The 25,878-nt window shown below is 49.4% G+C and carries 24 protein-coding genes; 18 read left to right on the top strand and 6 right to left on the bottom strand.

The genetic code is table 11. The features are described 5' to 3' along the window. The first annotated feature begins 44 nt into the window (after positions 1–44). The 7 genes from gapA to AXA67_09780 all read left to right on the top strand — a co-directional run bounded on the left by gapA (position 45) and on the right by AXA67_09780 (position 10,718). The gene (gene gapA, locus AXA67_09810) at positions 45–1,058 is read left to right on the top strand and encodes a glyceraldehyde-3-phosphate dehydrogenase (protein ID KXJ40590.1); all 1,014 of its coding nucleotides are present in this window, start codon (positions 45–47) and stop codon (positions 1,056–1,058) included. A 6-nt stretch (positions 1,059–1,064) separates the two neighbouring features. Beyond that, positions 1,065–2,537 (top strand): pyruvate kinase, encoded by a 1,473-nt coding sequence (locus AXA67_09805; GenBank protein KXJ40589.1) that lies wholly within the window; start codon positions 1,065–1,067, stop codon positions 2,535–2,537. A gap of 38 nt (positions 2,538–2,575) precedes the next feature. Continuing rightward, complete coding sequence (locus AXA67_09800) at positions 2,576–3,604, top strand: fructose-bisphosphatase (protein ID KXJ40588.1); 1,029 nt, start codon at positions 2,576–2,578, stop codon at positions 3,602–3,604. Positions 3,605–3,754: 150 nt separating this feature from the next. Further along, on the top strand, positions 3,755–5,767 hold the full coding sequence (locus AXA67_09795; protein KXJ40587.1) for a transketolase: 2,013 nt from the start codon (positions 3,755–3,757) through the stop codon (positions 5,765–5,767). Between the two features lie 28 nt (positions 5,768–5,795). Then, on the top strand, positions 5,796–6,842 hold the full coding sequence (locus AXA67_09790; GenBank protein ID KXJ40586.1) for a fructose-1,6-bisphosphate aldolase: 1,047 nt from the start codon (positions 5,796–5,798) through the stop codon (positions 6,840–6,842). A 159-nt stretch (positions 6,843–7,001) separates the two neighbouring features. Further along, positions 7,002–8,066, top strand: coding sequence for a fructose-1,6-bisphosphate aldolase (locus AXA67_09785; GenBank protein KXJ40585.1), 1,065 nt, complete (start codon positions 7,002–7,004; stop codon positions 8,064–8,066). A gap of 591 nt (positions 8,067–8,657) precedes the next feature. Further along, on the top strand, positions 8,658–10,718 hold the full coding sequence (locus AXA67_09780) for a hypothetical protein (GenBank protein KXJ40584.1): 2,061 nt from the start codon (positions 8,658–8,660) through the stop codon (positions 10,716–10,718). 55 nt (positions 10,719–10,773) lie between these two features. On the opposite strand, the gene rpmG is transcribed toward AXA67_09780, so the two are convergent. Both rpmG and rpmB read right to left on the bottom strand, forming a co-directional pair. Continuing rightward, positions 10,774–10,929 carry a 50S ribosomal protein L33 gene (rpmG, locus tag AXA67_09775; protein ID KXJ40583.1) on the bottom strand — a complete coding sequence of 52 codons (156 nt, stop codon included), beginning with the start codon at positions 10,927–10,929 and terminating at the stop codon, positions 10,774–10,776. A 27-nt stretch (positions 10,930–10,956) separates the two neighbouring features. Continuing rightward, positions 10,957–11,193: a 50S ribosomal protein L28 gene (gene rpmB, locus AXA67_09770; protein ID KXJ40582.1), complete on the bottom strand. Its 237-nt coding sequence runs from the start codon at positions 11,191–11,193 to the stop codon at positions 10,957–10,959. A gap of 337 nt (positions 11,194–11,530) precedes the next feature. Between rpmB and AXA67_09765 the strand changes: the two genes are divergently transcribed. The 7 genes from AXA67_09765 to AXA67_09735 are packed head-to-tail and all read left to right on the top strand — an operon-like array spanning position 11,531 to position 17,105. Next, a complete protein-coding gene (locus AXA67_09765; protein KXJ40581.1) occupies positions 11,531–12,481 on the top strand; it encodes a glutathione synthetase in 951 nt (316 codons plus the stop codon). Next, the gene (locus AXA67_09760) at positions 12,478–13,326 is read left to right on the top strand and encodes a hypothetical protein (protein ID KXJ40580.1); all 849 of its coding nucleotides are present in this window, start codon (positions 12,478–12,480) and stop codon (positions 13,324–13,326) included. The genes AXA67_09765 and AXA67_09760 overlap by 4 nt, the downstream gene beginning before the upstream one ends. Before the next feature lie 28 nt (positions 13,327–13,354). Continuing rightward, the gene (locus tag AXA67_09755) at positions 13,355–13,921 is read left to right on the top strand and encodes a hypothetical protein (GenBank protein KXJ40579.1); all 567 of its coding nucleotides are present in this window, start codon (positions 13,355–13,357) and stop codon (positions 13,919–13,921) included. Continuing rightward, the gene (locus tag AXA67_09750) at positions 13,914–14,345 is read left to right on the top strand and encodes a Holliday junction resolvase (GenBank protein KXJ40578.1); all 432 of its coding nucleotides are present in this window, start codon (positions 13,914–13,916) and stop codon (positions 14,343–14,345) included. The genes AXA67_09755 and AXA67_09750 overlap by 8 nt, the downstream gene beginning before the upstream one ends. Then, on the top strand, positions 14,342–14,860 hold the full coding sequence (locus AXA67_09745) for a bifunctional pyr operon transcriptional regulator/uracil phosphoribosyltransferase (protein ID KXJ40577.1): 519 nt from the start codon (positions 14,342–14,344) through the stop codon (positions 14,858–14,860). Before AXA67_09750 ends, AXA67_09745 begins: the two co-directional genes overlap by 4 nt. Continuing rightward, complete coding sequence (gene pyrB, locus AXA67_09740; GenBank protein ID KXJ40576.1) at positions 14,857–15,825, top strand: aspartate carbamoyltransferase catalytic subunit; 969 nt, start codon at positions 14,857–14,859, stop codon at positions 15,823–15,825. Before AXA67_09745 ends, pyrB begins: the two co-directional genes overlap by 4 nt. Further along, positions 15,822–17,105, top strand: a complete 1,284-nt coding sequence (locus AXA67_09735) for a dihydroorotase (GenBank protein KXJ40575.1) — start codon at positions 15,822–15,824, stop codon at positions 17,103–17,105. Before pyrB ends, AXA67_09735 begins: the two co-directional genes overlap by 4 nt. On the opposite strand, the gene AXA67_09730 is transcribed toward AXA67_09735, so the two are convergent. Further along, positions 17,102–18,223 carry a type IV pili twitching motility protein PilT gene (locus AXA67_09730; protein ID KXJ40574.1) on the bottom strand — a complete coding sequence of 374 codons (1,122 nt, stop codon included), beginning with the start codon at positions 18,221–18,223 and terminating at the stop codon, positions 17,102–17,104. The two genes, AXA67_09735 and AXA67_09730, sit on opposite strands and share 4 nt — an antisense overlap. Positions 18,224–18,238: 15 nt before the next feature. Then, complete coding sequence (locus tag AXA67_09725) at positions 18,239–19,273, bottom strand: type IV pili twitching motility protein PilT (GenBank protein ID KXJ40573.1); 1,035 nt, start codon at positions 19,271–19,273, stop codon at positions 18,239–18,241. A 62-nt stretch (positions 19,274–19,335) separates the two neighbouring features. On the opposite strand from AXA67_09725, the gene AXA67_09720 reads away from it, so the two are divergent. Continuing rightward, positions 19,336–20,007 carry a YggS family pyridoxal phosphate enzyme gene (locus AXA67_09720; GenBank protein KXJ40572.1) on the top strand — a complete coding sequence of 224 codons (672 nt, stop codon included), beginning with the start codon at positions 19,336–19,338 and terminating at the stop codon, positions 20,005–20,007. 28 nt (positions 20,008–20,035) lie between these two features. Here AXA67_09720 and AXA67_09715 read toward each other — a convergent pair whose 3' ends face one another. Then, entirely contained in the window at positions 20,036–21,949 is a 1,914-nt protein-coding gene (locus AXA67_09715) for a multidrug MFS transporter (protein ID KXJ40571.1), read from the bottom strand. Then, positions 21,946–22,992 (bottom strand): hypothetical protein, encoded by a 1,047-nt coding sequence (locus tag AXA67_09710; protein KXJ40570.1) that lies wholly within the window; start codon positions 22,990–22,992, stop codon positions 21,946–21,948. Before AXA67_09710 ends, AXA67_09715 begins: the two co-directional genes overlap by 4 nt. A 268-nt stretch (positions 22,993–23,260) precedes the next feature. Between AXA67_09710 and AXA67_09705 the strand changes: the two genes are divergently transcribed. The 3 genes from AXA67_09705 (at position 23,261) to AXA67_09695 (ending at position 25,832) form a co-directional block, all read left to right on the top strand. Next, positions 23,261–24,223, top strand: a complete 963-nt coding sequence (locus AXA67_09705; GenBank protein KXJ40569.1) for a hypothetical protein — start codon at positions 23,261–23,263, stop codon at positions 24,221–24,223. Between the two features lie 92 nt (positions 24,224–24,315). Beyond that, entirely contained in the window at positions 24,316–25,257 is a 942-nt protein-coding gene (locus AXA67_09700; protein ID KXJ40568.1) for a proline iminopeptidase, read from the top strand. Next, positions 25,254–25,832, top strand: coding sequence for a 3-octaprenyl-4-hydroxybenzoate carboxy-lyase (locus AXA67_09695; protein KXJ40567.1), 579 nt, complete (start codon positions 25,254–25,256; stop codon positions 25,830–25,832). Before AXA67_09700 ends, AXA67_09695 begins: the two co-directional genes overlap by 4 nt. Positions 25,833–25,878: the final 46 nt, after the last annotated feature.

Below are 25,878 nucleotides of genomic sequence, written 5' to 3'. Positions count from 1 at the left end.
GAGGGGAACGGGGCTTTTCAGGCAACTTTGGGAGAAACAAATCTATGGCAATTAAAATAGCTATCAATGGGTATGGCCGGATCGGGCGGAATGTTTTACGTGCATTGTTTGAGTCGGGCCGGTCAAGTGAATTTGATATCGTCGCCATCAACGATTTGGGGAATGCGGAAACCAATGCCCATTTGACCCGTTACGATACGGTTCACGGCCGCTTCCCAGGGGAAGTGGTTGTGGATGGAGATTCAATGGTTGTCAATGGGGACCGAATCCGCGTTTTATCCGAGCGTGATCCCTCAAAATTGCCTTGGGGCGAAATGGGCGTGGATGTGGTGCTCGAATGTACTGGTCTTTTTACTTCCAAAGAAAAAGCTTCCGCCCACTTGCAAGGCGGCGCGAAAAAAGTATTGATTTCCGCGCCGGGCGGCAAGGATGTGGATGCTACTATCGTCTATGGTGTCAATCACCACGTTCTCAAGTCAAATGATACGGTGGTATCCAATGCTTCGTGCACGACTAACTGTCTCGCACCGCTGGTCAAGCCGCTTAGTGAAAAGATTGGCGTCAAGCGTGGTTTGATGACGACGATTCACTCTTATACCAACGATCAAGTATTAATTGACGTATATCACAGCGATTTGCGCCGCGCCCGTTCCGCGACCCAATCCATGATTCCTACCAAAACTGGCGCAGCCGCGGCGGTGGGCTTGGTTTTACCGGAACTGGTCGGTAAATTTGACGGTTTTGCCGTTCGCGTTCCCACCATTAATGTCTCTTTGGTGGATTTGACTTTCGAGGCAGCGCGCGAAACCAGTAAGGATGAGATTGATGCGATTTTGACAGAAGCTTCGCAAGGCGAGCTGAAAGGGATTTTAACGGTCAACCATGAGCCGCTGGTGTCCATGGATTTCAACCATAACCCCCATTCTTCCATTTACGAAGCGTCTTTGACCAAGGTGATTGAAGGCACGCAGGTCAAGGTCTTGGCCTGGTACGATAATGAATGGGGTTTTTCCAACCGTATGTTGGATACTACCCACGCCATGATGCAGGCAAAATAAATAATTATGGCTGAGCTTTTTATTCCCAGACGAACCAAAATCGTAGCCACCATCGGTCCTGCAACCGACGAAGCTTCCGTATTGGAAGAGTTGCTGAAAGCCGGCGCCGATGTGGTGCGCCTGAATTTTTCCCATGGCAGCGCGGATGACCATCGCCGCCGTGCCCATTTAGTGCGGGAGATTTCGAAAAAACTCAACCGTCATGTCGGTATTTTGGCGGATTTACAAGGTCCGAAAATCCGCATTGCCCGCTTCAAAGAAGGAAAAGTTGAACTTAAGCCTGGCGATAAGTTTGCTCTGGATGCCAGTCTGGCGCTGGATCAGGGAGATGAAACCCAGGTTGGCATTGTCTATCCCGATCTTCCCAAAGATGTCGAGCCGGGCAGCGTATTGCTGCTGGACGATGGCCGTGTTGTGCTGGAAGTGGAGAAGATTCTTGGCGACCGGGTGGAATGCACCGTGGTTGTGGGCGGGGCGCTCTCCGATAACAAGGGGATCAATAAACAAGGTGGGGGGTTGTCTGCCACGGCCTTGACGGAGAAGGATCGTGAGGATATCAAAACCGCGGTAGAGATCGATGCCGATTATTTGGCGGTTTCCTTTCCCCGCTGTGCCGAGGATATTCATCTGGCCCGCCGATTGTTACAGGAAGCCGGTGGCGAGGCCGGGATTGTCGCCAAAATCGAGCGTGCGGAAGCTGTCGTACCCGATGTTATGGAGGAAATCATCAAAGCCTCTGATGTCATCATGGTGGCCCGCGGGGATTTGGGCGTGGAAATTGGCGATGCTTTGTTGCCACAGGTTCAGAAGGAACTTATTCAGAAAGCCCGGGATTTGGATCGGGTGGTGATTACCGCCACGCAAATGATGGAATCCATGATCGAAAGCCCATTGCCGACCCGCGCGGAAGTGCTGGACGTGGCGAATGCGGTTTTTGACGGTACCGACGCGGTGATGCTTTCCGCGGAAACCGCTTCCGGTAAATATCCGGTGGCGGCTGTCAAAGCCATGGACAGGGTCTGTAAACAAGCGGAAAAGCACCCGCGGGTAAGGCGTTCCACTCACCGTCTTAATCAACAATTTGAAAGGGTGGACGAAGCCATCGCCATGGCGGCCATGTATGTCGCCAATCACTTTACGGTGCGTGCGATTGCGGCATTGACCGAAAGCGGGGCGACACCATTATGGATGTCACGCATCAGTTCTGGTATCCCAATTTATGCAATGACCCGTCACCTGAAAACGTGTCGGAAGGTAACGCTGTATCGCGGCGTTTACCCTCTGTACTTCAAATGCGATACTACAGATCATGTGGTATTAAATAAAGGCACGATCAAGGAGCTGTTAAAGTGCAAAGCAGTTTGTGAGGAAGATCGTGTCATTATTACTAAGGGTGATCTCACCGGCGTGTCCGGGGGTACCAATGCGCTTAAAATCGTGAAAGTCAAGGATGCTTTGACGCTCGGAGTAGGGAGTTAAGTCACTGGAAGAACCAGTGAATTTTTGAGGAGGTATTTATGCAACAAGGCGATTCATTAACCCAGTTTATTATAGAAGAGCAGCGCAAGCTGCCCCATGCCACTGGAGAACTTACCCTGCTTCTCAGCGACATTGCCCGTGCTTGTAAAGCGATTTCCCAGTCGGTGAAACAAGGCGCTTTGGCGGGATTGTTGGGTTCGGTAGGAGACGAGAACGTTCAAGGCGAGGTACAGCAAAAACTAGACGTCCTCTCGAATGAAATCATGATTGACGCCTTAGGAAAGACGGGGCATTTGGCGGCGATGGCATCAGAAGAAAACGAAGATATTATTCCTATCGCCTCACAATATCCGAAAGGCAAGTATTTGATATGTTTTGACCCACTAGATGGTTCTTCCAATATCAATATCAATATGTGCGTGGGAACCATTTTTTCCATCCTTCGTTGTCCTGAAGGGGTGGAAAACCCAACTGCCAAGGATTTTTTGCAACCGGGCACCGAGCAAGTCTGTGCTGGGTTTTGTGTTTACGGCCCTTCTACCACCATGGTCCTGACTACGGGTAATGGTGTTAATGGTTTTACCCTGGACCCCGGCGTGGGCGAATTTCTGTTAAGCCATCCCAACATTCGTATCCCAGAGGACTGCCAGGAATTCGCTATCAATATGTCGAATATGCGCTTTTGGGAGCCTCCGGTGAGACGCTATATCGAGGAATGCTTGCAAGGGAAGGAAGGTCCGCGGGGAAAGGATTTCAATATGCGCTGGATTGCCTCGTTTGTGGCGGAAGTGTACCGGATTTTGACCCGGGGTGGCATTTGGTCGTATCCCATAGACGATAAGCTCAAGGCCAAGAATTTAGCCGGCAGGCTGCGTCTCATGTATGAAGCCAATCCCATGGGATTTATTGTGGAACAAGCGGGAGGCTTGATTTCCACTGGCAGGGAACCGGTATTGGAAATTCAACCTGAAAGTATTCACCAACGGGTTCCTTTGGTGCTGGGTTCTAAAAATGAAGTTGAGCGCTTTGTCCAATACCACAAAGAATGGGATGCGCATCAACAATAATGATTTTGGAGCCAGTTGCATTTAGTGATAAATTTTTCCTTACGTGGCAAAGTAGAAACAAGCGCTGAAAATTTTAAAGACGTCGATACAGAGCTTGGATTTTTCAATAATTTTTAAAATGACATTCTTGAATTTATAGGGAGGAAGATTATGCCTTCGCGCCGAGATCTAGCAAACGCTATTCGCGCCCTTTCAATGGACGCTGTTCAAAAAGCCAAATCCGGTCATCCCGGAGCGCCCATGGGGATGGCGGACATTGCCGAAGTATTGTGGAACGATTACATGCGCCACAATCCAACCAATCCCCAGTGGGCAAATCGGGATCGTTTCGTACTGTCCAACGGTCACGGATCAATGCTGATTTACTCGCTGCTTCATCTGACCGGCTATAATTTGCCCATTGAGGAACTAAAGAATTTTCGTCAGCTGCACTCCAAGACCCCTGGCCACCCTGAGTATGGTTATACGCCAGGTGTTGAAACAACCACCGGTCCTTTGGGTCAAGGTATCGCCAATGCCGTAGGCATGGCGATGGCGGAGAAGGTTCTAGGAGCCCAGTTTAACCGGGGTAATCATAATATTGTGGACCATAATACCTACGTGTTTTTAGGTGATGGTTGCATGATGGAAGGGGTTTCCCATGAGGCATGTGCTCTGGCGGGAACTTTGAAACTGGGCAAATTGATTGCGTTTTGGGATGACAATGGTATTTCCATCGATGGTGAAGTAGAAGGGTGGTTCACTGACGATATCCCAATGCGTTTTGAGTCCTACGGTTGGCATGTCATTAAAGGTGTTGACGGACACGATGCCGAGGCAATTAAAGCAGCGATTGAGCAAGCGAAAGGGCAGACAGATAAACCCACCTTGATATGCTGTAAAACCATTATCGGGTTTGGTTCGCCTAATAAACAAGGCAAGGAGGAATGCCACGGCGCGCCTTTGGGAGATGATGAAATCGCCTTGGCCCGGGAAGTCTTGGGCTGGCCTTATCCTCCCTTTGAGATTCCAGATGAAATCTATGCCGCTTGGGATGCCCGTGAGAAGGGTTCGGCATTGGAAAACGAGTGGAACGAAAAATTCAACGCATATAAATCCGAATATCCCGAGTTGGCAGCAGAATTCGAGCGCAGAATGAAAGGGGAGCTTCCCAGCGATTGGAACGCCAAGGCTAACGAGTACATACGTGAAACCGACGCAAAAGCTGAAAAAGTAGCAACCCGTAAGGCATCACAAAATACCCTGGATGCCTACGCTCCTCATTTGCCCGAGTTCTTTGGCGGTTCTGCCGATTTGACCGGCTCTAATTTAACCAACTGGAAAGGCTGCAAGGATTTGAATTATCCTGGCAACAGCCATGAGGATGGGAATTACATCCATTATGGTGTGCGGGAATTTGGCATGGCAGCCCTGATGAATGGCATGTATCTCCATGGAGGATTCAGACCGTTTGGGGGTACATTCCACGTATTTTCCGACTACGCCCGTAATGGCATCCGCATGTCGGCGTTGATGAAATTGCCGGTGATTTACGTGTTAACTCATGATTCGATAGGTTTAGGGGAAGACGGGCCGACCCATCAACCCGTAGAACACCATGAGTCTTTGCGTCTGATCCCAAATGTCCATTTGTGGCGCCCAGCGGACGCAGTGGAAACCGCCGTTGCTTGGCGTGACTCTGTGAATCGTATGGACGGTCCTTCCGCGCTGGCCTTGACCCGGCAGGGGGTTCCGCATTTGGATCGTACTTCTGATCAAATAGAAGCTATTAGCAAAGGTGGTTATATTTTGCGCGATTGCGATGGCAAGCCCGATGCAATCATTATTGCGACCGGTTCTGAAGTCAGCCTGGCTGACGAAGCAGCCAAGCGGCTGAATGCGGAAGGAAAGAAAATCCGCGTAGTTTCCATGCCTTGTGCCGACATTTTTGATGTGCAAAGCGATGATTATAAAGAATCGGTATTGCCTTCAGATGTCACTGCTAGAGTTGCGGTTGAGGCTGGAGCCACCCGGGGCTGGTATAAATATGTTGGTATCGCCAAAAGTAAAATTATCGGTTTGGATCGATTTGGCGAATCTGCACCAGGCGGGTCACTCATGGAAGAATTTGGATTTACCGTCGATAATGTCGTTAAAGCAGTCCAGGATGTTTTGGCAAGTTAATACGCTTTAAATCAAAGAGGAGGCTGAAATGGCGCTCATTACGTTAAGACAATTATTGGACCATGCCGCTGAGCATGGCTATGGTGTGCCCTCGTTCAATATTAATAATATGGAGCAGGTGCATGCGATTATGGAGGCTGCGGCAGAAACTGATAGTCCTGTACTGATGCAGGTTAGTGCGGGCGCGAGGAAATATGCAGGTGCCTACTTCATCCGGCACTTGGTTCAGGCAGCCCTGGAGCAATGGCCGGATATTCCGATTGTCTTGCACCAGGATCATGGCGCTGATCCTGGGGTGTGCGCCAGGTCTATCCAGTCAGGGTTTACTTCGGTCATGATGGATGGTTCTTTGATGCCGGATATGAAAACCCCTTCCACTTATGAATATAATGTGGAAGTAACGACGAAAGTAACAGAAATGGCGCACGCTTGTGGTGTGTCGGTGGAAGGCGAGCTTGGATGTTTGGGGTCACTGGAAACAATGACTTCAGATAAAGGCGATACACTTACCAGGGACATGCTATTGACCGATCCTGACCAGGCGGCTGACTTTGTCAAGAAAACCCATGTGGATGCCTTGGCGGTAGCGATTGGTACAAGCCACGGTGCTTATAAGTTTACCAAACCGCCTACAGGCGAAGTCCTTGCCATTGACAGGATTAAAGAAATTCATGCGCGCATTCCCAATACTCACTTGGTGATGCATGGATCCTCGTCGGTACCACAAGAGTGGGTCAAAATCATCAATGAATATGGTGGGGATATTGGCGAAGCCTATGGGGTGCCTGTAGAGGAAATCGTGGAAGGCATCAAGCATGGGGTTCGTAAGGTCAATATCGATACGGATTTACGATTGGCTTCGACCGGGGCGATGAGGAAATTCCTGGCGGAAAACAAAAAGGAATTTGATCCCCGGAAAATCTTTAAAGTAGCCACCCAGGCTATGAAAGATATTTGCAAGGCCCGATACGAAGCTTTTGGAACTGCTGGAAACGCTTCCAAAATCAAACCTATCTCCATTGATGATATGGTTCAAAAATATGCTTCAGGAGAGCTGGATCCAAAGATTAATTAATTTCATGGAAGAAAAATCATTTTGTATGGATTTGGACTGCTTTACTGAAGTGAAATAATAATAAGTTAGTAGTAACTTTTTGCATCAATGGGCATCTTGCAAGATGCCCATTTTTAACCTCTTACCCTGGTAAGAATTTATTCATTTGAGGAATTATATATGGCACTTATTACCCTAAGGCAATTATTGGACCATGCTGCCGAGCATGGTTACGGTGTTCCCGCGTATAACGTTAATAACATGGAACAAGTCCACGCCATCATGGAAGCAGCATCGGAAACTAACAGTCCTGTCATCATGCAGGCTTCCGCAGGCGCAAGAAAATATGCAGGAGAACCTTTTCTTCGCCATTTGATTTTGGCAGCGGTAGAGCAATGGCCTGATATTCCCATCGTTTTGCATCAAGATCATGGCGCAGATCCAGGGGTTTGTGCTCGTTCTATCCAGTCAGGTTTTACTTCCGTGATGATGGACGGGTCTTTAATGCCGGATGCCAAGACCCCAGCTACTTATGATTACAATGTGGAAGTGACCGCGAAAGTTTCTGAAATGGCCCATGCTTGCGGTGTTTCCGTGGAAGGTGAATTAGGTTGCCTGGGTTCGTTGGAAACCATGGAAGCAGGGAAAGAAGATGGTGTGGGCGCTGAAGGAAAGCTCACCAAGGAAATGTTATTGACCGATCCTGATGAGGCGGCTGATTTTGTCAAGAAAACAAAAATTGATGCTTTGGCCATCGCCATTGGCACCAGTCATGGCGCTTATAAATTTACCCGCCCGCCGACGGGTGATATTTTGGCGATTGAGCGAATCAAGGAAATTCACGCTCGTATTCCAGATACCCACCTGGTGATGCATGGGTCTTCTTCAGTGCCACAGGATTGGCTGGAAATCATCAACAGCTATGGCGGGGACATGGGGCAAACCTATGGCGTGCCGGTGGAGGAAATTGTCGAGGGTATCAAGCACGGCGTCCGCAAGGTCAACATCGATACGGACCTGAGAATGGCGTCAACAGGCGCGATGCGTAAATTCTTGGCGGAAAATCCAAAAGAATTTGATCCCCGGAAAATCTTTAAAGTTGCCACTGCGGCAATGAAGGATATCTGTAAGGCCCGTTATGAAGCATTTGGTTGTGCTGGTAATGCTTCCAAAATTAAGCCTATTTCTCTGGAAGTTATGTATCAAAAATATGCTGCCGGAGAGCTTAATCCTAAAGTAAATTGATATCCTTATCTTTTCTGCGTTTAGGATTGGCAAAGGGCACCGAAAGGTGCCCTTTGCATTTGCAAAATAAAAACAATCCTGGATAACCGATAAGCTTGTTTCCTTTAAAATAGGGTAACTGCTCGGGCCCCTATGGATGGTCTGCTTTAGGAAGACAGCGTGAATACGTCCCTGTAGGCTTGGCTTTGGCATCCCTGCCAAAGACACTTACTTCACAGACTACCCATAAGGTCTTTTTCCGGTATGGGCGAGTAGTTACAAAATAGGAAAAGCAGCTTTACAAAGATGGCGGGCGGGTTGTTAGAGAAGTAAGGGAATAGAGGCTCCTTGTTGTAGAAATCAATCACACAATGATAATTTTCAGGAGGAATAGAATGTCACTAGTACTCATTTTTCAACATTCTGATTAGGTGCCTGGAAATAGGTTCGGCTCTATGGACTAGAATTAAATGTGGTCCTTTCACTTCACAAGTTTCACTAGTTATGCCGGGATTCTCCCTATTTCTTTTGCAAATCAGGAAGAATGGAGTGGTTTAGATGTCTGTAGCAGCAAATCAGCTCCACCAGGAGTCATTAAGGCACCTAATTCCATTGAACCTTCTTCCTCAGGATCAATTCAAACAACTATGTAACGGCCTGACTGCTTGCGAAATTCAAGAAGGCGAATCCTTATTTGAACGCGGTGCGGAATGTAATGAATGGATTTATATATTGCAAGGAGATGTGGTTCTGGAAGCCGATGGTATCGTTATGGATACCATCAAGGGCGGTACCGACGCGGCGCGCTTTCCTGTAGCCCAGCATATTCCTCGGAAAGTCACCGCAAGAGCATTAACCCAGTTGCGCTACATTCAATTAGACTATCAACAGTTGAATCTCATGGAAAACTATAGACCAAAAGCTTCAGGACAAAGCCGATCTAAAGGAGACTGGGTAACCAAGCTGCTGAAATCTCCTGTATTTCAACGACTGCCTGCCAGCAATCTGCAAAAAATTGTCAATCAATTTGAAGAAATAGAAACCGAATCAGGGCAGCCTATTATCACGCAGGGAGAAGACGGGGACTGCTTATATATTATTAAATCAGGTCAATGTGTCATTAGCAGAAAACCCCGGCCCAATGCCAAGGAAATCAAGCTAGGTGAACTCAGGCCAGGTGATATGGTTGGGGAAGATGCGCTGATCACAGGCTCTCCTCGGTCCGTAAATGTCACCATGCTGACGGATGGCGTGGTGTTGAAGCTGGGAAAGGAGGATTTTTTAGAGCTTATTGCTAAACCCGTATTAACTAAGGTCAGTTTTGAGACGGCTTATCGGGAGGCGAGTCAGGAGGCACTCTGGCTGGATGTGCGCGATCCTGATGAATATAAAAGAGCCCATATCAAAGAGAGCATCAATGTTCCTTTTTTCTCTTTGAGGATGCAGCTAGGTATGTTGCAACGCAACAGAAGATATATTGTTGTCTGTGAAGATGGCGTTACCAGTGCCGCTGCTGCATTTTTGCTGTTACGTTACGGTTTTGAAGCCACTTTTCTTGATGGGGGAATGGCTTCTGTCCCAGTAAAAAGCCTTGTTGGTGAAGGAGTCCCTCTGGAAGAGGATATTGGGGAAGAAAAAGATAACGATGACGTAATTACAGAAATACCTCAACCCAAAGATGAAGCAAAAGAACGCCAGAGAGAATTGGTGAGTCACAATCAGGAGGAGATTACTGCAAGGGTAGAAGAAAAAAGTGACATCGAGGAAGAGATTCAATCCCCAACCCCACCACCCAGTACTCAGCTAATTACCGAGCAAACTCTTGAAAAGCAACAACAAGAAATTAAAAAATTACAATTTGAAAGAAATGCCTTGGCAGCTGAAAAGCAACAACTTCAAGATAAACTCAAAGAACAAGCAGAGCTGCTGCAAAAACTAAAGGCACAGAATGAATCCGATAAATTGCGCCAGGAATTGGAATGGGTTCGTGCGGAAAGAGAAAAAGACCAAGAGAAGATTCAATCTCTTCAACAGCAAATAGATGAGCTGGAAGGTGTTATCCAACAATATTTTGGCACAACCGATGTGCAAAATGTTGAGGTAAGGGTTCAATCTTTAATTGCTGAGCTGCACGAAGTTCGAGATCAAGCGGACAAGGATGTGGAAGCCATGCAGGAGGAAGTTGAGGCAATGCGAAGCGAGGTAGAGCGCTTAAAGGCAGAGCTAGAAAGCGTTAAAAGCACTTCTGATGCCCCTCTACAAGCTGTCGACAAAGAGGAGCCGAAATTCCTTTCGGAACTGACGGCGGTCGAGCCTGAACAATTGCCGTTAAACACCGTGGTGACTCAAAATGCAGCCGCTTCCACTAACCATACTTCAAAAGTCGGTGCATCCATACTGTGGATGCTGGTTGGCATTCTGTTAAGTTTGAGTATTGTTGGGATCGTTTTTCAGATGGAGTCTGGACGCCGTTTGTTGGCCAAATTCATCATGGCTGATTCACAAGCAACTATGTATCAAAAGTCTTCTGTTCCTACTCAAAACAAGCGCGAGAAATTAGGATCCGAAGCTAATGTATTCGAGGAAGCGGAATCAGGTTCCGCGCTGTTTGAAAGTGAAGGGGCTGGAACCGATGAAACAGGCGGGGAGGGCGATTTATTTGATTCTGAGTAGAAAAAATTGCAGGTAAAAACCGCAAAGAAAGCAAATGTTCCTTTGCGGGTTAGGACTATTTTATCTTCGCTTCCTTAAAGATAACGTGTTTCCTTACCACCGGGTCATATTTTTTGAATTCCAACTTATCCGGCGTGTTGCGCTTGTTTTTAGTGGTGGTGTAATAGTAACCAGTGCCTGCAGATGAAACTAGTTTGATTTTCTCTCGCATAGCTAGTATCTCCGTGAATGGAATGAGTTAAATTTTGATCCCGCGCTGGCGAATTTCCGCCAATACGGTGTCGATCCCCTTTTTGTCGATGATGCGCATTCCATGATTGGAAACCCGGAGCTTCACCCACCTGTTTTCGCTTTCTACCCAAAAACGGTGATAATGGAGATTAGGCAAAAAACGGCGTTTGGTTTTGTTGTTGGCGTGAGATACATTATTGCCAGAAAGAGGTCGCTTTCCTGTGACTTGGCAGACTCTTGACATAGCTGTTGACCCTACTGAATTATAAGAAATTTTAGCCTAATATTTATAGCACATTACAAAGACCAAAGCAAAAATTGTGTAACATTACGCAGGGAGTTTTTCACTTTGGCGCACAAGCCTTGTTGGCTGTTACAAATGAAGCTAACGCCAAAGTGACTACTCGGGCCCCATGGGTGGGCTGTTTTGGAAGACGCCGTGAATATGTCCTGTAGGCTTGGCTTTGGCATCTTTTGCCAAAGACACTTACTTCACAGACAACCCATAAGGCCTTCCTCTGGTATGGGCGAGCAGTTGCGATTGTTTTCAAGACATTTTGAAAAAGGAAAGTAATAATAAAATGACCGTAGAAGTTGGCATCGTCATGGATCCCATTGGGGCCATAAATATACAAAAGGACAGTAGTTTTGCCATGTTGCTGGAAGCTCAGCAGCGGGGCTGGAAATTGTTCTACATGGAGTTAGGTGACTTATATTTGCGCGACGGGCGGACGTTCGCCACCATGCGCCCATTACAGGTTAAGCGTGATCCGGCGGATTGGTATCAATTTGGCCAGAAGGTTTTGCGTCCATTGGATGAATTGGACGTCATTTTAATGAGGAAAGACCCGCCTTTCGATCAAGAATATATTTATGCCACCTATTTGTTGGAATGTGCCGAGGAGCTGGGAGCATTGGTGGTGAACAAACCGCGCTCCTTAAGAGATGCGAATGAGAAATTATTCACTGCCTGGTTTCCCCAATGCTGTGCGCCTACCTTGGTTGCCCGGGATAGCGGCAAATTGCGAGAGTTTCTCTTAGAGCAAGGGGAGATCATCATTAAACCCCTTGACGGCATGGGGGGGGCTTCAATTTTTTATCTGCAACCAAAAGATCCAAATATTAGCGTTATTCTTGAAACCATGACGGCTCATGACAGTCGATTTGTGATGGCGCAAAAATATTTGCCCGAAATTAAGGAAGGCGATAAGCGCATATTGCTGATCAATGGCGAGCCTATTCCCTATGCATTGGCCCGTATCCCAGCGCCGGGAGAATTGCGGGGGAATTTGGCTGCAGGCGGGCGTGCTGAAGGCCGCGAATTGACTGCCAGGGATCGATGGATCTGTGAGCAAGTGGGGCCAGAATTGAGAAAACGCGGATTAATTTTTGCCGGAATTGATGTGATAGGCGATTATCTGACAGAGATCAATGTGACTAGTCCTACTTGTATTCAGGAGTTAGATAAGCTATTTAATTTAAATATTAGCGGTCAGTTGATGAACGAAATAGAAGCGCGGATACAACAATGACGTTTGATTTTTGGGATACCAGTTCTTCCGATCGGTTGTTGGTGGCGGTAGGTGGCGCCGTGATTCTACATTTTATTATTTTATTTGGCCTGCATTTTGAAGTGCCAAAAGCCAAGCCGCCTGTGCGAAATCTTGAGATTGAATTGGTGGATCAAAGCTCGGAAGAACCAGTAAAAGATGCGGATTATCTTGCTCAGGCAAATAATCAAGGGGGGGGTGACAGCCAAAAAATTAACAAACCCAAGTTGCCGCCACAGGCTGCATCTGCGCCGCCTCAAGAGAAAAAACCTTTGCAATCCACCCAGCAGTGGCAGAGGAAACACACAAAGAAAGCGATTTTGACACGTGATCATGCCAACCATAAAGTACAAACCCAAGAACCATTGGAAGAAATCCCCGCTCAGCCGCGCTTGGACACCCGGCAATTAGCCCATCAAATTGCGGAATTGGGCATTGCTTCTACAAAGGAAACTGACTTAGCCACCAAACAAAAGGTGTTGCCCCTTAACGCCATTACGTCCAAAAAATATGTTGCGGCGGCATATGAGAGGGCATGGCAGAAAAAAGTGGAAAGGATTGGCAATTTAAACTACCCCGACCAAGCCCGCCGCCAAAATCTCTCTGGTAGATTGCTCATCAGTGTTTGGGTGGCGAAAGACGGTTCTGTAAAAAAAATAAAGGTTCACAAATCCTCTGGCCATAAAATTCTTGATGATGCGGCGGTTAGAATTGTACGTTTGGCGGCTCCGTTCGCCCCTTTACCCAAGGAACTGGCTTCCCAAGCGGACATTATTGTGATTACCAGAACATGGAAATTCGAGGCTGGTTTGGCGATGGGACGATGAGCAGTAAAAAATCACTGAAAGGAAAAAAATGCAGGAAAATAGTAATTATTTGACAGAACAGTGCCTGATTGCCATGCCTGCCCTCGAAGACCCAAATTTTTCCCATACCGTGACCTATCTTTGCCAGCATTCTGCAGAAGGCGCATTGGGAATTGTAATCAACCGCCCCTTGAATATGCAGCTTAAGGAAATTTTTGATTCCATGGAAATTACTTTGGAAGAGGAGTCGGCGGCACAAATCCCGGTTTTCTTTGGGGGGCCGGTGCAACCAGAAAGAGGCTTCATTCTCCATTCACCCATTGGGGCGTGGGAAGGTACCTTAACCGTTGGCAAAGATATCGGTTTGACGGCTTCTCGGGATATTCTGATGGCCATAGCTTGTGGTAGAGGGCCAGAAAAAATCCTGGTGGCCTTGGGTTATGCGGGCTGGGGCGCCGGGCAACTGGAACAGGAGATGATGGATAACGCTTGGCTCACCGTACCCGCGGATTCGGAAATACTTTTTGACTTGCCTCCCGTGGAACGCTGGAAAGCCGCGGCGGCTCGGATTGGTATTGATTTAGACTTGCTTTCTACACAGGCTGGCCATGGATAATGGAACTTATTTGGGGTTTGATTACGGCACCCATAAAATCGGAGTCGCGGTTGGCCAACGCATCACCCGGACTGCTTCTCCTCTTGAGACCATCCGTTCTGAAAAAAAACAAGTGCGCTGGGAAGCCATTGACCGGTTGATAGAGACTTGGCGTCCTAATGCTTTAATCGTAGGCATTGCCTGTCAACCGGATGGCGAAGATAATCCCGTCACCCCTTTGATGCGCAAGTTTTGCCGGCAGTTGGAAGGCCGGTATCATCTGCCGGTTTATGCCGTGGACGAACATCTCACGACTATTGAATCCAAGCGCTGGTTATTTGATGAGGCTAATCTGCGCGCCAACAAAGTACAACAGTATAATGATCAGGTGGCAGCCAAATTGATTTTGCAGACCTGGTTGAATTATCACGAGAACGCGGCATGAAGCCATCGCTGGTCGCCGAGCTGGATGTAAAAAGCCTTCTGGCTGCGCTGGAAGCATGCCTGAAGCAACAGATCCATTCCCGTCGCCTTGACAATCCCTTAATGATCGGTATTCATACAGGTGGTGTGTGGCTAGCTGAAAACCTGCATAAGAAATTGAAGATTAAAGAGCCATTGGGGCGGCTGAATATTGCTTTTTACCGGGATGATTTTTCCAGGATCGGCGTGCATCCTGAAGTTCGGCCGAGTGAATTGCCCAGTACCGAAGACAGAGATATTATCCTCATTGATGACGTCCTCTACACCGGCCGTACGATTCGCGCCGCTCTCAACGAATTGTTCGATTATGGACGCCCCCGGCAAGTGATTTTGGGTGTTTTGATTGACCGCAATGGCCGGGAACTTCCCATTCAGGCCGATTGTGTTGGCGCCCATATCGAGCTTGCCGCCAATCAGAGCATCAAGCTCACTGGTCCCGATCCTTTAAGATTGGAACTGCATACCCTTCCCTCATGACGGCTTTGCAGGTGGATCAACAAAGCCGGCTGCGCCACTTTCTTTCCATAGAAGGATTAAGCCGGCATTGGCTGGTGCGCATTATGAAGACGGCAGATTCCTTCAGCAGTGTCACCGCGCAAAGCGTCAAGAAAGTTCCCCTGCTGCGGGGGAAAACAGTTGTCAATCTATTCTTCGAAACCAGCACTCGCACCAGAACGACCTTCGAGTTGGCGGCTAAGCGCTTATCCGCTGATGTCCTCAACATCAATTTATCGGTGTCGGCGACTGCCAAAGGGGAAACCCTGCTGGATACCATCCGCAATCTGGAAGCCATGTTTGTGGATATGTTTGTGGTCCGACATGCGGACAGTGGCGCGGCCCATTTTATTGCCCGGCATGTGGCCCCCCATATCAGCGTAATCAATGCGGGAGACGGGCGCCACGCCCATCCCACCCAGGCCATGCTGGATATGTATACCATTCGCCGCCACAAGCCCGATTTTGAGCGGCTAAGGGTGGCGATTGTCGGTGATATCCTTCACTCCCGGGTAGCCCGCTCTCAAATTCAAGCACTTAAAATATTAGGTGTGCCTGAAATACGGGTCATTGCCCCTAAAACACTATTGCCAGCATCCATTTCCCAATGGGGCGTGACAGCTTTCCACAAGCTGGAAGAGGGGCTTGAAGACACCGATGTGATTATTATGTTGCGGCTGCAAAAAGAACGCATGCAAGGCGCCTTGCTGCCCAGTGAGCACGAATATTTTCAGTGTTTTGGATTGACCGAGGCCCGTTTGGCCCACGCCAGGCCTGATGCCATTGTCATGCATCCAGGCCCTATCAACCGCGGCGTGGAAATGGATTCTCACGTGGCCGATGGCGCCCGTTCCGTGATTCTAGAACAGGTTAGTCACGGCATTGCCATTCGGATGGCGGTAATGGCTCTGACAATGGGGGCGGTACAACAGGGAGAGACGCCATGAGTCGCCGCTTGGCCATCATGAATGGGGAAATTTTTGATGGCCAAAGGTCATCCCTTTATTCAGGGGATATCTATATTGACAACGGCGAGATTGTTTCCATTGGGCCTGCCCCGGAAAACTTTGTCGCGGATGAAACCATTAATGCCCAAGGTTGTATTGTCAGCCCGGGTTTTATCGACTTGAGCGTTTATTTGCGCGAGCCAGGGCAAGAGCACAAAGCCACCATCGCCAGTGAAACTAAAGCCGCGGCGAAATCAGGGGTGACGATGCTGTGCTGCTGTCCGGAAACGGTGCCCGTAATAGATACGCCTGCGGTGGTGGAATTGATCAAGGAACAATCCGCTTTGGCCGGGTTTGGGCAGGTGCTTCCTATCGGGGCGTTGACCTTAGGATTGGAAGGGGATGCCCTGTCCGAGATGTATTCCCTGAAACAAGCAGGGTGCAAGGCTGTCAGCAACGGGGCAAAACCGGTCCGGGATACTTTGATCTGGCGCCGGGCTTTGGAATATGCCGCTACCTTCGATTTGCTGGTCATCGTGCGTCCGCAAGATCCTTGGCTCACCGCAGGCGGGTGCGTACACGAGGGCCCCGTCGCCAGCCGGCTGGGCTTGCCTGCCATTCCTGCGTGTGCTGAAACCGTGGCGGTTGCGCAAATATTAGCGTTGGTAGAGGAGACCGGCGCAAGGGTTCACTTTTCTTGCTTGAGCACTAGGCAGGCCACTGAGTTGCTCCGCGTTGCCCAGGAAAGCGGCTTACAAGTGACAGCGGATGTCGCCGCGCATCAGCTCCACCTGGTGGATACCCAGGTGGAAAGTTTTGACCCCATGGTCCATGTCATCCCGCCATTGAGAAGCCGCGAAGATAGGCAGGGATTAAGGGAGGCTGTGGCGAAAGGAATTGTGTCCGCCGTTTGCTCTGACCATCAACCCCATGAAGACGATGCCAAGCTCAATGTTTTTCCCGCCACGGAACCAGGGATAGCCTCTCTGGAAACATTGCTGTCGCTGATGCTGGAACTGGTTGAGCAAGGGGTGCTTGGTTTGCCGGAGGCGCTTGCCAGGCTCACGCAGGGGCCTGCCGGTATTTTGGGTCTGGAGGTGGGCAAACTGGCGCCGGGTAAAAGCGCGGATTTGTGTGTTTTTGACCCCCATGCAATTTGGACAGTGGAGGAGCAATCCTGGTGGAGTCAAGGCCGGAACACGCCCTTCTGGGGGCAATCCCTGAAAGGGCGTGTGCGATGGACGATTGTCAAAGGCCGGATAGTTTATCGCTGGGATTAATCATCTTCCACCAAGTGCATTTTATTATGCATGGTGGAAAATTTTTCGGCGCCGCCTTCAGCCCCAAGTTTGATCATGAGCCGGACTTCGTTGCGTGAATCGGCGGCATTCAAGGCATCTTCGTAGCTGATTTTACCCGCCCGGTACAGATCATACAGGCATTGATCGAAGGTCAGCATGCCTTGTTCCCGCGAGCGTTTCATCAATTCCTTGAGCTTGGGGATTTCCCCTTTACGGATCAGATCCGAGGCCAGCGGTGTATTAATCAAAATTTCAATGGCGGGATAGCGGCCTTCGCCATCGGACCGGCGGATCAATTGCTGGGCGACAATGGCGCGCAGATTCAGTGACAAGTCCATAAACAATTGACTGTGCATGTCTTCCGGAAAGAAATGCAAAATCCGGTCCAGCGCCTGGTTGGCATTGTTGGCGTGGAGGGTGGTGAGGCATAAATGGCCGGTTTCGGCAAAGGTGATAGCGTGTTGCATGGTTTCCCGGGTCCTTACCTCGCCAATCAGAATCACATCTGGCGCTTGCCGCAGGGTGTTCTTCAAGGCGACTTCGTAGGATTCGGTATCCGTGCCCACTTCCCGTTGGGTGACGATACAGCCTTCGTGTTTGTGGGTGTATTCAATGGGGTCTTCAATGGTGATGATATGTCCGGAGCTGTTTTGATTACGGTATTTGAGCATCGCCGCCAGGGACGTGGATTTACCGGTACCGGTGGCGCCCACGAAAATAATCAGTCCCCGCTTGGTCATGGACAGTTCTTTGAGGACAGGGGGCAGATTGAGTTCGTCCACATCGGGGATATAGTCCTGAATCCGGCGTATTACCATGGCGGGATTGTTGCGCTGGTAATAAGCGCTGACCCGAAAGCGCGCCAGATCCTTCACGCTGATGGCGAAATTACACTCCCGGGCGTTTTCAAAATCATCCCGCTGACGGGAATCCATGATGCCCCAGACCAACTCCCGGACTTGTTCATCCGACAGATTTTTCTGGCTAAGCGGTTCAAGCTTACCGTTGACCTTGATGCAGGGGGGCCTCCCTGCCGTAATGAACATATCCGACGCTTTCTTATGGACCATTAAGGTCAGTAAGGAATCAAAATTCATGTTGCAACTCCAGAATTAAAATGCTTCCTTGTTGACGGCTTTGACGCGGGCGGTTTGCCGGGAAACAACGCCTTTTTCCACCAATTCCTGCAAATGCTGGTCAAGGGTTTGCATGCCGTCCTTGCGCCCGGTTTGGATGGCGGAATACATTTGCGCGACTTTGTCTTCCCGGATCAGATTGCGGATGGCTGGGGTTCCCACCATGATTTCCCAGGCCGCGGTACGTCCCCCGCCGATTTTCTTCAACAGGGTTTGGGCGATGACCGCCTGCAGCGATTCCGACAGCATGGAGCGGATCATGGCTTTTTCCGCCGCCGGGAAGACATCGATGATACGGTCAATGGTTTTGGCGGCGGAACTGGTATGCAGGGTACCGAAAACCAAGTGACCGGTTTCAGCGGCGGTCAGGGCAAGGCGGATGGTTTCCAAATCCCGCATTTCCCCCACCAGAATCACGTCCGGGTCTTCGCGCAATGCCGATCTGAGCGCTTCGTTGAATCCCAGGGTGTCGCGGTGGACTTCCCTTTGGTTAATCAAGGATTTTTTACTTTGGTGAACGAATTCGATGGGGTCTTCAACGGTTAAAATGTGGGCATAATCGTTGGAGTTGATGTGATCTATCATCGCCGCCAGGGTGGTCGATTTCCCCGAGCCGGTGGGGCCGGTCACCAAGATGATGCCCCTGGGTTTCTGGGTGATATCTCGGAAAAACTGCGGGCAACCCAAATCTTCCAGGGTGAGTACTTTGGAAGGAATGGTCCGGAAGACGGCGGCGGCGCCACGGTCCTGGTTGAAGGCATTGACACGAAAGCGGGCGATGCCTGGAAGTTCAAAGGAGAAATCGGTCTCCAGGAATTCTTCGTAGTCGCGCCGTTGCTTGTCGTTCATAATATCGTACACCAGCGCGTGGACTTCCTTATGCTCCAATTCTGGAACGTTGATCCGGCGGATGTCGCCATCGACGCGGATCATGGGAGGAAGGCCGGCGGACAGGTGTAAGTCCGAGGCATTGTTTTTGACCGAGAAGGCTAGTAATTCTGCAATGTCCATGGAAAGCTCCTAGCGTTGTCACGTAAAGGATAGATTTAATAAAGTATAGTTCAAGCGATTCAATGAATATTCAAACCCGGTTACAAAGTCTGCACCAGCGTATCAATTCCGCGTTGGAACAAGCCAATAGGAAGGATGGAGCGCGGCTTTTGGCGGTTGGGAAATCCCATCCCCCTCAAGCTTTGCTGAAGGCCTATCAATCAGGGCTACGCCATTTTGGGGAAAACTATCTTCAGGAGGCATTGGCCAAACAAGCCGCTCTAGGTCATTGTGAGATTATCTGGCATTTCATCGGTCCGATTCAATCCAACAAAACTCGCGCCATCGCCAGCCATTTTGATTGGGTGCATAGCGTGGACAGGCTCAAAATCGCAGAGCGGCTCAATCAACACCGGCCCGACTGTCTGCCTACTTTGAATGTGTGTATTCAGGTGAATGTGGGTGGTGAGGCGAGTAAATCAGGGGTTGCCATGAATCAAGTGGCGGCATTGGCGGAGGCGATTCAGAGTTTTCCAAAATTGCGGCTGCGGGGGTTGATGACGATTCCACCACCGGCGTCTGATCTGGAAAGTCAAAGAAAATATTTTTCCCAGCTGCGAGAACTGAAAGCCTCCTTGGACTTTAACTGGGATATGCTGTCCATGGGAATGTCCGCCGACCTGGAAGCGGCAATCTTGGAAGGTGCGACCATGGTCAGAGTCGGCACTGCCTTGTTTGGTCCGCGTAAAACTTAAGTCATTCCTTCTGCAACGACCCAGAAATTTATTTCAGGCCAAGGTGGAGTTGATGCACTTTGGAATCGGACTGAGGGTTGATGGACGATTGTCGCTGTCTGGCAACAGCATCGGTGTCTTGGTGATACTCGGGGACCAAGGTTTGCAGTAAGGAAAGCGCCTGAGTTTCATTATATTGCTGGCAGGCCTCTTGAATTTTCTGCACCAATTTTTCGATGATCTTGCGGTCGCAAGTCCGAGAATGGGCCAGCAATAGTTTATTGTGGGGCGTTGATGTCAGGTTTTCTTGCTCGTGGAAAAGCTCTTCGGTAATCTTTTCGCCCGGGCGTAGGCCGATATAGTCAATCTTAATGTCAACATTGGGGCGTTTGCCGCTCAAACGAATCATCTGTTCAGCAAGATAACGGATTTTGACCGGCTCTCCCATATCCAGCATGAAAATCTCGCCCCCCCGTCCCACGGCGGCTGCCTGGAGAATCAACAGGCAAGCTTCAGGAATGGTCATGAAGTAACGGCTGACTTCAGGGTCAGTGACGGTCACTGGCCCCCCCGCCTGGATTTGTTCTCTGAACAAGGGAACGACGCTGCCCGCTGAATCCAGTACATTACCAAAACGGACAGTAATGAAGCGGGTTCTTCCCACGCCATTCAGGCTTTGGCAGATCATTTCCGCCGCCCGCTTGCTGGCGCCCATGACATTGCAGGGATTGACCGCTTTATCAGTGGAAATCAGAACAAATTCTTCCACCTGAAATGCCAGCGCCGCCTTGGCAACGGTATGGGTGCCGATAATATTGTTGTGAATGGCTTCCCGGGACTGTCTTTCCAGCATGGGAACATGTTTGTATGCCGCCGCGTGGAAAATGATCTGGGGCTTGGCCAGATTGACAGCGTGTTGCACGGCCGCCGAATCTGTCGTATTGCCCAAAAATGGAACGAGCTCAAGATCGGGAAATTTCTGTTTGAGTACCCGGTCGATCTTGTAAAGATTGTATTCACAGCATTCAAAGACCACTAATTTTTTAATGGGAAGTCGGGCCAACTGTTGACACAATTCAGAGCCAATGGAGCCGCCGCCGCCGGTTACCATGACAACTTTATTTTGCAGGCGTTTGCGAATCGATCCCCAATCCAGTGAGGCAGCTTCCCTCTCTAGAAGATCTTCAATATACACATCCCGCAGCTCGTGGGTAGAAACCCGGTCGTGGAGCAGTTCTTTGAGGGAGGGCAATGTTAAAAAGGGGACGTTGCTTTGTTCGCATAATTCAACAATCCGGCGCATTTGTTTCTCATCCGCTGAGGGAATGGCGATCAAGACTGAGTCAATATGATGTTTTTTTACTAGATGGGGAATTTTTCCGCAATTCCCGGCGATGCGAATACCGTGGATTTCACGCCCTTTCTTCCGTCTATCGTCATCTACCAATACCACAGGGCGATATTCAGGGTGCTTTTCCTGAAGCAAATCGCGAATCAGCATTTCCGCGGCTTTGCCGGCGCCCACTACCAATGCTCTTTGTCCTTGGGAGGTTGGCGTTCTGTCTTTCCAAGCGCGGAAAAAGAACCTTGGGCCGCCAATCAAGATCAAAAGTAACATACTGTATGTCAGTGGTATTGATTTTGGAATCTGGGTGTAGTGATCGTAAAAATACAAACCCAGAGAAATTGCCAGTGTGCCAGTCAGGATAGCTTTGCCTATCTGAATCAAATCCGGAAGCGAGACAAAACGCCACACGCTCAGATACAACCGAAAATACCTAAAGGCCAAGCCTTGCGCCGCAATAACCCAAGGTAGCGTCAATAACGCGGTTGACAATTGATCGATGGGGATACGATCCAGATTTGCGTGTATCCAATAGGCGCCCAGCCACGCGGTTGGGATCATGGCAAGGTCGTGCAAGAAAATAAAGGCAGGCGAACGAAGTATATTCAGGATTTTCATGTTGGGTTTATTGTTCTGATTCCGTTGACTTGGCCCGCGCCGAAAAAGCGGGCAAGCAATATAAGTGGCAAATACACAATGGCAGCAATGATCATGCCGTATTCAGGATGGCGTAAGACATATGCCGCCCACGGCCATAACCAAAAAACGTTAACAGCGATGATTGCAAGCGTTGTTGTTCGGTGGCCTATAATTTGCGCCGCGTGTTGATAAGCGTGACTGCGATGGGGGAGATGCCAATCCTGGCCGCTGAAGTAGCGTTGAAATAAGGTCATAGAGGCGTCACAGATAAATACCGCTAAAAGAATGGGCCAGCACCAAAATGGAAGTCCCCCTTGATCTACGGGAATGAGAGAAAATAAACCAAAGCCAAATCCCAGGAAACAGCTGCCAATATCCCCCATAAAAATCCTTGCTGGCGGCCAGTTCCAAGGAAGAAAACCCAGGCAAGCCGCTGCCAGAGTAAACATTAGCAAGGCAGTTCCCGGCTGCCCTACACCTAACCAGATAAAAAAACCAGCGCTCAAAGCGGTTGTTACGGCTTGACTTGCAGCCAGCCCGTCGATGCCGTCCATGAAATTATAAAGATTGGTCATCCATGTTATCCAGAGAACCGAGAGGAGAAAAATCCCGATTCTGTCGGGTATTTCCGATGGATGAACAAAAGGCAGGGTTTCAGGCGATGTGTTTATCCAAATTAACGACCAAATGGCGGCCAGGAAATGAATGGACAATCGCAGGCGAATGGGAAGTGGTTTGATATCGTCCCAACCGCTAATGAAGGCAACCAAGATGCCACCGCCCACTGCCATCCAAAGATTAAAAGGGATCTGGCCGCTGGCATAAAGAATGATTGTTGTGACAAAAAAGGCGGTTACAATGGTCAAGCCACCGCCGCTGGGAGTGGGGTGGGCGTGAGAGCTGCGATGGTTCGGAATATCTAAGAGTTTGCGGGAAGTGAGTGCGTAACGATATAGAGTATAAGTCAGATAATAGGTGCAACTGCCTATCAACAGCAGAAAAATTGTTGCTAAATAAGTCATAGTTGAAACCGGTTGCACTTCCTTTTTTTTGACTTTCGTTGTTTGCTAGCGACAGCCTGATACCCCTAGCCTGATATTCAGAATCCATCCTTAAGACTAGTGTAACTTACTCGCTTTTTAAGAAGATTATTGCAAAATATTTGTCGCAAGGAAAGTTGTTTGCTAGCATTAATGCTGTCTTTCTGTTGTTTTTTTGCAAAATTGGCGTAAAAGCAACATTCGACGGAGGGATTCGTTGAAGAGGAATTCTAAGGAAAGGAGGGAAATTATGATTAACAACTCCATACAGGGGGGGAAGGTGACTATGAAAACACTCAAAAAGACTTTAGTGGCTTTGGCTGGTAGTTCTTTGGTCCTGTCCGCTACGATGGCATCTCAAGCGGTTGCGCATGAAGTGGGTGCAGGCGGAGCATCGGCAGGCGGTTCCAGAATTGAACAATTAGAACGCGAACTGCAGATGCTGCGTCAGGAATTACAAGAACTGAAGGCGCACAGCGAAGCCCATCATCAGCAAATGATGGAACTGGAAGAATGGAAGGAACAAGCAGGTACCGGCGCTTTTGGCGGCGCTATGGGCAACAATATGGTGTTCTTCCGCGGCGGCTATACCCGATACGATCATGATCGCAATAGTGAAATTCTTCCCACCGGTGGACGAAATGCAGTTTTGCCAACTGGGTTGGGACAAAACAATGACCAAGATGGATGGTATGTCGGTGCCGGTTTTGATTTCGGTCTCAGCAAAGATTTGTTTGGCCTGACCGAAGGTACAATTCTAGAAGGTACGGATTTACTTGGCGAAGTTCTGTTCGAATACCGCAAGTACAGTAATCTTAAGAAAAATGGTGGTATCACGCCACTGGAAGCTGTTGAGTCTGCGGCTTTAACTGGAACAGTTCAAAACCTAAGTGGCAATTCTACCGTTTCAATCACTCATCTTACTATTTCTGCTTCACCCAAAATCAAATTCCTGCGCGGCCATGCTTTTCGGCCTTGGATTATCCCTGTGGGCTTAGGGATTCACGTCATCAGCCCGCCATCTGACGGCGTGACCGTTTTGAATCCCGGCTTGGTGTTTGGCGCCGGTGCCGATTATAACGTTTGGAAGAACCTATTTGTCGGCGTCGATGCCCGTTATCACTTGACAGCTGACGAAGACGATCTCGGTGGTATTGACGGTACTGATACCGATGGTCTGACCGCTGGTGGTTATATCGGTTTTGGCTTCTAAGCAAACCGGATGATGTGCTGAATGCGTGAGAGGGGCCCCAGGGCCCCTCTTTTTTATCCTGATAATTTTCTTGGCCGTGATAGGTTTATGCAATGAAGACCTTATATCCCGCCATCGAACCTTATGCCACCCATTGGCTGGAGGCCGACGGTCATCGGATTTATTTCGAGGAGTGCGGTAATCCTGAAGGATTACCAGTGGTCTATCTTCATGGGGGGCCCGGATCGGGATGCCAGCCGGATCACCGGCGTCTGTTTGATCCGGAAATGTACCGGATCATCCTGGTGGATCAACGCGGCGCCGGGCGCTCGCAGCCGGCAGGGGAACTCAAGGAGAATAACACCTGGAAACTGGTGGATGATCTGGAGGTTATCCGCCAGCGTTTGAGTATTCCCCGCTGGATAATCCTTGGAGGGTCTTGGGGGGCGGCGTTGGCGTTGGCCTATGCCCAAACCTATCCCATCCGGGTCATGGGTATGATTTTGCGGGGAACTTTTCTGGCACGGCAGCGGGATTTGGACTGGTTTGTGAACGACGGCGTCAAGCGCATTTATCCCGATTACTGGCACGATTTGATCCACAGTTTGCCAGTGACTGGATGGAATGACTTGATTCAAAGCATGTACAAAATCTTGACCGGCCACAATGAAGCCCTGCAAATGCGGGTTGCTTCGGCCTGGAATGAATGGAGCACGGTAGTGACCTTGGGTGCGCAGGCCGCGGCTGAAGTTCAGCTTGACCCTGTCACTTTGCTGCCAAAAACCAGAATTGAACTATATTATGCTGCGAACCGTTATTTTCTGGAAGAAGATCAGCTATTGCGTCATTGTGACCGGATACGGACGCTGCCGTGTATTATCATTCATGGCCGCCAGGATCTGGTGTGCCCGTTGGAGTCAGCCTACAATCTGAAGCGCCGGTTGCCGGGCGCGGAGCTTAAAATTCTGGAGCATTCCGGCCATGTTGCCGCCGGCGTAGAAATGATCAACGCTTTGGTTGACGCTACCGAGCGAATGGCGGAAAGATTGGCATGACAGGTTCTAAAAAACGCCTGATTGTCGCCCTCACTGGCGCGACTGGCGCGGTCTATGGCGTAAGAATTCTAGAGCTGTTAAAGCCTGTTGAATCCTGGGAGACCCATTTGATTATCTCCACCGCCGGGGTAGTCAATCTTCAACATGAAATGAAGATGAAACGCCGTCAACTTCAGGCACTGGCCGATGTGTACCACGATGTCAACGATATCGCCGCCTCCATTGCCAGTGGCGCCTACAAAATCGATGGCATGGTGATTGCCCCTTGTTCCATGAAGACGTTGGCCGCGGTGGCTATGGGGTTTGGTGACAACCTCATCACCCGCGCCGCCGATGTGACATTGAAAGAACGCCGGCCCTTGCTGTTAGTACCCAGGGAAACCCCCCTCAATTTGGCCCATTTGCGCAATATGGTGAGCGTGACCGAGATGGGCGGCATTATTTTTCCGCCGTTGCCGGCGTTTTACGGACGTGAGAAAACCCTGGCGGAAATGATTGATGAAAGCGTCGGCAGGATTTTGGGGTTTTTCGGGATAGAGATTGAAGGTTTAGTGGAGAGCTGGGACGGGCTTTAAAGCCTTACGGTGAAATATCCGGGCGAGAGCAAAAAGGGGATGGCTC

Origin of the sequence: Methylothermaceae bacteria B42, from assembly GCA_001566965.1 — a bacterium.
Classification (GTDB): domain Bacteria; phylum Pseudomonadota; class Gammaproteobacteria; order Methylococcales; family Methylothermaceae; genus Methylohalobius.
This window is presented reverse-complemented; position numbering and strand designations above follow the sequence as displayed.